We start from the raw sequence: 6,504 nt of genomic DNA, 5'->3' as shown, positions 1-6,504 counted from the left end.
CCCCTGCCCCGGGGCACTCCCCCTGCCCCCAGCGCATGGTGAAGGTCCCGGCCCGCACGGCGCCTCGCGCCGGACCGCGTCGGGCTGGGCTATCTTAACGGTCCACCGACCCCAACACGATGTCGATTGTGCCGATCAGCGCCACCACGTCGGCCAGCATGGCCCCTTCGGCCAGGTACGGCAGCGACTGGAGATTCACGAAATCCGGCGTCCGGATCCGCAGCCGGTACGGAACCGGCGACCCATCACTCACGATGTAATAGCCGAGCTCTCCCTTGGAGTGCTCGATCGACATGTAGACCTCGCCCTTCGGCGGCGAGAAGCCCTTGATCACCCAGATGAAGTGCCGCTGCATGTCCTCGGCGGTCGTCAGCACGTTCTCATGCGGCGGGATGACGTAGTTCGACTCCGCCAGCTTCAGCGGACCATCCGTCGGCACTTGATCCAGGCACTGCTCGATGATCTTCAGCGACTGCCGCATCTCCTCCATGCGCACCAGGTAGCGATCGTAGACGTCGCCCTGGGTGCCGAGCGGCACTTCGAAGTCGATCCGGTCGTAGAGGAGATACGGCTGCGCCTTGCGCACGTCGTAGTTCACGCCTGAGCCGCGCAGGCAGGCCCCGGTCAGTCCGTAGTTGATCGCCACATCCGGCTCGATGACGCCGACTCCCCGGGTGCGCGCCAGCCAGATCGGGTTGGCCGAGAGGAGGTCTTCATACTCTCGCTGTCGCGACGGGAAGACTTTCAGGAAGTCGCGGATCATCTCCGGCAGGCCGGCCGGGATGGGGCGGGAGAACCCGCCGATCTCCATCATGTTGGTCGTCAGCCGGGCGCCGCAGAACTTCTCGAAGATGTCGAGGATCAGCTCCCGCTCCCGGAAGCAGTAGAGCGACATCGACAGCGCCCCGATGTCGAGCGCGTGGGTGCCCAGCCAGACCAGGTGCGAGGCGATGCGCGCCAGCTCGCCCATGATCATGCGCCAGTACTGCGCGCGCTCCGGCGCCTCGATTCCCAGGAGCTTCTCGACCGCCAGCACGTAGCCCAGGTTGTTGGAGGGCGCCGCGACGTAGTCGGTGCGGTCGGTCCAGGGGGTGAACTGCGCGTAGCGCTTGGATTCCCCGATCTTCTCGACGCCGCGGTGTAGGTAGCCGATGACCGGGTCGCAGGCGGTGATCGTCTCGCCCTCGAGCGTCAGGCGCACCCGGAGCACGCCGTGGGTGCTCGGGTGCTGCGGTCCCATGTTCAGGACCATCTCCCGCCGCGTGTCGCTGATCTGGCGCTCTTCGCTGATGATGACCGGTGTCGGCTCGGTGATTTCCAGCGACATGGTGCTACGGCCTCCGAAGTCTCGAGCGGACACGCGGAGCGGGTGCCTCGAACCCGGGCTGCACATACTCACGGTAGCCGCGCAGCGGGTAGTCCTTCCGCAGCGGGTGCCCCTCGTCCCAGTCCTCGGGGAGCAGGATGCGGCGCAGGTCCGGATGCCCCTCGAAGACGATGCCGAACATGTCGTAGACCTCGCGTTCCAGCCAGCCCGCCGCAGCGAAGACCGGCACCAGCGAGGGGACGACCTCCCCGTCGTTGACCCCGCACTTGACCCGCAGCCGCCAGCGACGGCGAATCGAGTAGAGCTGCGCCAGCACGTCGAAGCGCGGGTCGGGTCGCAGCCGCAGCATGTCCACGGCCGTCTCGTCGGACAGCATCGTGTACTGCAAGTCGGGGTGATCGCGCAGGAACTGGATCACATCCCGGAAGCGCGAGCGCTCGACGCGGATCGTCATCTCGTCGCGGAACGCATAGGCGGAGATGTAAGCGTCGGGGAACTGTTCGCGTACGGCGCGGACCGCTGGGTGTTCATCGGGGTTGGTCGGACCCCAGTACCCTGTGTCGCTCCAGGGTGCTGACCGGGGTACCGCGGCAATCTGCCGTTCTTCAGACACGTCGTCACCTCTCCCGCCGCGCGTCGCGGAGCCTAGCGCCGAACTCCCAGCGCGGCCTGGGCTTCTTCGCGCGCGCGGATGCGGTCCGCCTCGGCCGCCTCGACGCCCTGCTTCTTGGCGATCGTGTCGTACTTGATCACACGGTTCTGCAGCTCGAGCACGCCGTAGTACAGCGCCTCAGGCAGGGGCGGGCAGCCCGGCACATAGACGTCGACCGGGATCACCTGATCCACCCCCTGAACCACGGCGTAGGTGTCAAACGGGCCTCCGACGTTCGCGCAGCTCCCCATGCTGATGACCCACTTCGGATCGGCCATCTGGTCGTAGAGCTGCCGGACGACGGGCGCCATCTTCTTCGTCACCGTGCCCGCGACGATCATCAGGTCGGCCTGACGCGGCGAGGCACGGTAGAGCATGCCGAACCGCTCGGCCATATCAAAGCGCGGCATCGCCGCGCTGATCATCTCGATGGCGCAGCAGGCCAGCCCGAACTGAAGCCACCAGAGGCTGGAGCGCCGCGCCCAGTTGAAGACGGTATCGACGGTAGTCGTCAGGATGTTTCGCTCGAACCGGTCCTCAATTACACCCATTCGAGCGCCCCCTTCTTCCATTCGTAGAGCAGGCCGGCAAGCAGGATGGTGAGGAAGACGACCGCCGTGACGTAGCCGTAGACGCCCAGCGGTACGAACGAGACCGCCCACGGGTAGAGGAAGATCGCCTCGATGTCGAAGATGACGAAGAGCATGGCGACGATGTAGAAGCGGGGAGTGTAGCGGGTCTTGGGCGGGTCCACGTCGGGGATGCCGCTCTCGTATGGCTGGAGCTTTGTCGGGGTGGGCCGGTACGGTCGGACCAACCGGCCGAGCAATAGGAGGACCGAGCCCATCAGGATTGCTGTGATGAGCATCAGCCCGATGACCGCGTACCCTTGCAGCATCCTCGCTCCCTCTCAGGGCGTTCGGGGCTCGTCCCCGCGCTTGTGTACTATATCACACGCCCCCGGCCATAACACGGGCAGCGAGCGTGTCTTTGTTTAGTCGCCGCCCGCCTCCCCGGAGTCGGGCGGCTGCTCGGAGTCGGGCTGCTGCTGGTCGGGCTCGGGGTTGTCCGTCGGCTCCGTCGGATTCGGCGCGGGCGTCGGCTCGGTAACCGGCGTCTCGATCGGCTCCGGCGTCGGGCTCGGGGTCGGCGACGGCACGTCCACACCAACCGCGGCCGCATAGGCGTGGAGGGTCTGGATCCCCCGGCTGGTGAACCGGCTGTTGCGCGCGGCGTCCTGCAGTGCCGCCGTCAATTCGCGGCGCTCGGCGTCGGTGATCTGGTTGCAGCGCAGTGTCGGGCCCTCGCCCTGGACCAGCACCTCCGTCACCGTCCGGAAACCGGGGATGGGCAGCTTCCCGGTCGCCGCGCAAATCGGCCCCTCGTAGATGCCGGGCGGCCGCGGGAACTCCTCCGGGATCGGCTGGCCGTCCGGCCCGAGGAGAGTCTGGGCGAACTGCGGATCGGTGTGCGCCACCACCATGAAGTCGTGCCAGATGGGGGCAGCCCCCTGGATACCATCCAACTGCCGGGTGGGGTGGCTATCCGTGTTCCCCGTCCAGACGCCGACGACCAGATCCGTGGTGTACCCCATCGTCCAGCCGTCTTTCCAGTCGTTGGTCGTGCCGGTCTTGGCCGCCACCGGCCGGTTGCCCAACTCCGGCAGCGTGAGCGGCGTCGACGTGCCGAAGATCATCGCCCGCGCGTTGTTGTCCGAAAGGATGTCGGTGATCTGATAGACGTGCTCGGCTTTGACGACCTGCTCGGCCTGGGCCAGCGTCTGCGATCGGTCGAGTGAGAAGAGCGTCTTCCCGGTGATGTCACGCACCTCAAGGATCGGGGTGTAGGGCACGTAGCGCCCGTTGTTCGCCAAGGTGGCGAAGGCGTTGGTGTGCTCCAGCAGCGTCACCTCGCCACCGCCGAGTGCGATCGACAACCCGTAGTGCCCTGGGCCGCGTCTGAGCCCGGTCCGGATGCCCATGCGGTGAGCCAGGTCGATCATGTTGTCGATGCCGGCGAAGTCGAGCGCTTTCACCGCCGGGATGTTGAGCGAGTTGCCGAGCGCCTCGCGGACGCTCACCGCCCCGTAGTACAGCCCGGTGTAGTTCTGCGGGCGGTAGAACGGCTCCGGTGCGCCGGGCGTAGGCCAGCGGGTGTCGTAGTCAAGAATGATCGTGCCCGGGTTCCAACCCTTCTCGAAGGCCGCCAGGTAGGCGATCGGCTTGATCGAGGAGCCGGGTTGGCGCTCGCGCACCGCCACGTTGACCTGGCCGTCGATGGCGTCGTTGTAGTAGTCGGCGCTGCCGACCATGGCCACGATCTCCCCGCTCCAGGGGAGCATGGCCACCAGCGCCCCGTTGTTGACGTCCCAGGGCGCCAGGCGCTCGATGTGCTCGGCCACGATCTGCTGGGCGCGCTCTTGCAGGCCGAAGTCGAGGGTCGTCCGCACGGTCAACCCGCCCTGGTAGAGCATGGCGGCACCGAACCGCTGCTCCAGGTAGTACTTGACGAAGTTGACGAAGTGCGGCGCCAGGTTGTAGCGGCCCTCACGCGTCTCGGGATGGAGCGGCTGGGCGTACGCCTCCTCCGCCTCCTCCTCGGTGATCATCCCCTCTTTGACCATTTGGTCCAGCACGTAGCGCTGGCGGGCCTTGGCCAGCTCGTAGTTCTGCACCGGGTCGTAGAGGCTGGGTGCCTGCGGCAGCCCGGCGAGCATGGCCGCCTCGGCCAGCGTCAGATCCCAGGGATGCTTGTTGAAATAGGCCTGCGCTGCGGCGTCGATGCCGTAGGCACGATTGCCGTAGTAGACGTTGTTGAGATACATCTCCAGGATCTGCTCTTTGGTGTAGTGCTTGGTGAACCGGTAGGCGGTGATCGCCTCGCGGATCTTGCGCATGTAGCTGCGTTCCATACCGATCGTCTCCGGGTAGAGGAGGCGAACGGTCTGCTGCGTGATGGTTGAGGCGCCGGAGGAACCAATCCCACTGATGTTGATCAGGAACCCGCGCGCGATCGCGATCGGGTCCACGCCCTGGTTGCTCCAGAAGGTGGCGTCCTCGGCGGCCACGGTAGCGTCGAAGATCCAGGCCCGGTGCGGCTTGTCCGGGTCGCTCTGCTGCTGGGTGATGTGGTCCAGGATCTCCTGGTAGCCGACTGGGGTGCGCCAGCCGGTCTCCGGGTCGGAGACTTCATGGAGGAGCTTCCAGTTGCGGTCGTAGATCTTGGTTGTGGCGAACTGCCGGGCCTCGACGTGCTCGATATCGGGAAGCCCCTGGTTCACATAGCTCCAGAAGGCGATGCCGCCCGCCGCAGCCGCCCCAGCCGCGCCGAGGACCAGGACGAGCACGACGAGCATCGTCGCGGCCGCGAAGCGCCCCACGCCCCACGGCGACACCTGTCGCCGCCGGCGCCGGCGCAGCATCAGCGGCGGCATACGGTGCGGGCGCGGTCCCCCTGGCCCGTACTGGCGCAAGCGGCGGCGCCCGCGCGGGCGATTCATGCTCGAACGAGAAAAGCTAGCTCGACTCACAACCCAATCCCAGCCCCGCCGCACCGGCAACAACTCTTGGCTGCGCGCGGAACCACGCTGGGATAATACCACGCCGGGGCGGGTAGCCCGCCGCGATCATCATGCTACACTGTTCGCGCACCATGCGTGGAGCGTGACGTCTGGCGCGGCATGGCGCCGCGCGGTGTGGGAGGGGCAGCATGGATCTCGGACTCACCGGCCGGGTGGCCCTCGTCGCCGCGGCCAGCAAGGGATTGGGCAAGGCCGTCGCGCGCGAGTTCGCCCGGGAGGGCGCTCGCGTCGCCATCTTCTCCCGCGACCAGCAGCGAATCGAACAGGCCGCGCGCGAGATCCGCGAGGAGACGGGCGCCGAGGTGCTGGCACTGACCGCCGACGCGCGCCGAGCCGAGGACATCACCCGCGTCTTCGACGAGACGGTCCGGCACTTCGGCCAGCTCGACGCGGTCGTGACCAACGCAGGCGGCCCGCCGGCCGGCACGTTCGAGACCCTGAGCGAGCAGGACTTCATCGACGCGATCGAGTTGAACCTGCTCAGCACCCTGCGGATGTGCCGCGCCGCGGTCCCGCACCTGAAAGACCGCGGCGGCAGCATCGTCACCATCACCTCGATCTCGGTCAAACAGCCGCTCGACGGTCTCATCCTCTCGAACACGGCCCGCTCGGGAGTGGTCGGACTGGTCAAGTCGATGGCCAACGAGCTGGGCCGCTACAACATCCGCGTCAACAACGTCGGCCCCGGCCCGACGCGCACCGATCGCATCCTCGACCTGGCGCGCTCCCGGGCCGAGCGCGAGGGGATCGCCCTCGAGGACGCCCTGCGTGACAACGCCCAGGGCATCCCGCTGGGGCGCCTGGGCGAGCCGGACGAATTCGCCCGGGTCGTCGTCTTCCTGTCGTCGCCCGCCGCGAGCTACGTCACCGGCCAGACGATCCTGGTCGACGGCGGGCTCTACCGTGGCACGCTCTAGACCGGCCCGGCGTCACACCTCCCGCTGG

At 67.3% G+C, this 6,504-nt stretch carries 6 protein-coding genes; 1 reads left to right on the top strand and 5 read right to left on the bottom strand.

Annotated elements, in window-relative coordinates:
• Nucleotides 1-94: 94 nt before the first annotated feature.
• The 5 genes from nuoD to IRZ30_RS01680 form a co-directional block, all read right to left on the bottom strand.
• Nucleotides 95-1,252: an NADH dehydrogenase (quinone) subunit D gene (gene nuoD / locus IRZ30_RS01700; protein ID WP_366945307.1), complete on the bottom strand. Its 1,158-nt coding sequence runs from the start codon at nt 1,250-1,252 to the stop codon at nt 95-97.
• A gap of 79 nt (nt 1,253-1,331) precedes the next feature.
• Complete coding sequence (locus IRZ30_RS01695; RefSeq protein ID WP_294082236.1) at nt 1,332-1,940, bottom strand: NADH-quinone oxidoreductase subunit C; 609 nt, start codon at nt 1,938-1,940, stop codon at nt 1,332-1,334.
• A 32-nt stretch (nt 1,941-1,972) separates the two neighbouring features.
• Nucleotides 1,973-2,530, bottom strand: a complete 558-nt coding sequence (locus tag IRZ30_RS01690) for an NADH-quinone oxidoreductase subunit B family protein (protein ID WP_294082235.1) — start codon at nt 2,528-2,530, stop codon at nt 1,973-1,975.
• Nucleotides 2,521-2,877: an NADH-quinone oxidoreductase subunit A gene (locus IRZ30_RS01685; RefSeq protein WP_294082233.1), complete on the bottom strand. Its 357-nt coding sequence runs from the start codon at nt 2,875-2,877 to the stop codon at nt 2,521-2,523. Before IRZ30_RS01685 ends, IRZ30_RS01690 begins: the two co-directional genes overlap by 10 nt.
• Nucleotides 2,878-2,973: 96 nt before the next feature.
• Nucleotides 2,974-5,412 (bottom strand): transglycosylase domain-containing protein, encoded by a 2,439-nt coding sequence (locus IRZ30_RS01680; RefSeq protein ID WP_294082231.1) that lies wholly within the window; start codon nt 5,410-5,412, stop codon nt 2,974-2,976.
• A gap of 275 nt (nt 5,413-5,687) precedes the next feature.
• On the opposite strand from IRZ30_RS01680, the gene IRZ30_RS01675 reads away from it, so the two are divergent.
• A complete protein-coding gene (locus IRZ30_RS01675) occupies nt 5,688-6,476 on the top strand; it encodes an SDR family oxidoreductase (protein WP_294082229.1) in 789 nt (262 codons plus the stop codon).
• Nucleotides 6,477-6,504: the final 28 nt, after the last annotated feature.

The sequence above is a fragment of the Sphaerobacter sp. genome, assembly GCF_019683595.1.
Taxonomy (GTDB): domain Bacteria; phylum Chloroflexota; class Chloroflexia; order Thermomicrobiales; family Thermomicrobiaceae; genus Sphaerobacter.
This window is presented reverse-complemented; position numbering and strand designations above follow the sequence as displayed.